Source organism: Pseudoalteromonas sp. 78C3 (assembly GCF_002836695.1).
GTDB lineage: Bacteria > Pseudomonadota > Gammaproteobacteria > Enterobacterales > Alteromonadaceae > Pseudoalteromonas > Pseudoalteromonas arctica.
The window spans coordinates 1-1,241 of the sequence record NZ_PJAV01000041.1 but is presented as its reverse complement, the minus strand read 5'-3'; the positions used below and the strand labels follow the sequence as shown (position 1 = coordinate 1,241).

At 42.0% G+C, this 1,241-nt stretch carries 1 protein-coding gene; it reads left to right on the top strand.

The features are described from left to right. Positions 1–6 precede the first annotated feature (6 nt). On the top strand, positions 7–1,241 hold a 1,235-nt coding region (locus CXF76_RS00710; RefSeq protein WP_101162813.1), incomplete at its 3' end, for an IS4 family transposase.

The following is a 1,241-nucleotide window of genomic DNA, read 5'->3' as shown; positions in this document are numbered from 1 at the left end:
TTTTTTATGCAACTTTCTAATGCTCTCGATATTATTAACAACATCAAACCTAATGACGTTGAAACACTCGCAGATTTACTCCCTTTATCTCTTATCGAAGAAGCCTATGCACTGACCGAAACCGTTACACTACGAAAAAGAAAACTAACCCTAGAATCGATGGCTTGGTTGTTGATCGGGATGGTTATTTATAATGACAAATCGATGGCCGATGTCGTTAATATGCTCGACATTGTTGACCGCGATGGTAAGCCATTTGTTGCGCCAAGTGCTTTAACTCAGCGTCGTAAAAACCTAGGTGAAGCCGCCATGAAAGCCTTATTTGAATGCACCCAAAGGCATTGGAATAATGGCGCTAATCATCCTCATTGGAATGGGCTTACCTTGCTTGGTGTCGATGGTGTTGTTTGGCGTACGGATGACTCACCCCAAAACAATGAAGCCTTTACAAAACCGACCAATACACAATACCCACAGGTCAGAATGGTGTGTCAAATGGAGCTAAGCAGCCACCTAATCACGGGGAGTGCTTTTGATGATTACAAGGTCAATGAAATGGTGCTGGCTGAAAAGCTTATAGAAACCACACCCGATAACAGTCTCACTTTATTCGGCAAAGGTTTCTATTCTTTAGGGCTTTTACATAAATGGCAAACAACTGGCAGTGAACGCCATTGGCTAATCCCCCTGAAAAAAAATGTGCAATATGAAGTTATTCAAACATTAGGGCGTAATGATAAATTAGTCCAACTTAGCAGCAACCCAAGAGCAAGAAAGATGTGGCCAACGCTGCCTAACACCTTAATCGCGAGGTTAGTGACTCGAAAAATAAAGGGGAAGTCATATAGTGTGATGACATCGATGACAGATCCGATGCGATATCTGTCAGCCGATATAGGCGATTTGTACAGTCACCGCTGGGAGATAGAGCTTGGTTATCGGGAACAAAAGCAATATATGCTGGGCAATCGATTAACATTAAGAAGTCGCTTACCAGCGCTTGTAAAGCAAGAGCTGTGGGGAGTGTTGCTTACTTATAATATGGTGCGATATCAGATGGTAAAAATGTGCCACACATTAAAAGGTGATTATTTACCGTACCAACTGAGTTTCAATGGTAGTTTAGCTCAAATAATGAGGTTGCTTGTTGGATTACCTTATTCAACACCTGGAGCCATACCACGTCAATTAAAATACTTTTATGCGATGGCAGAAAGCCTAATTCTAGAGCCTCGAAGGGA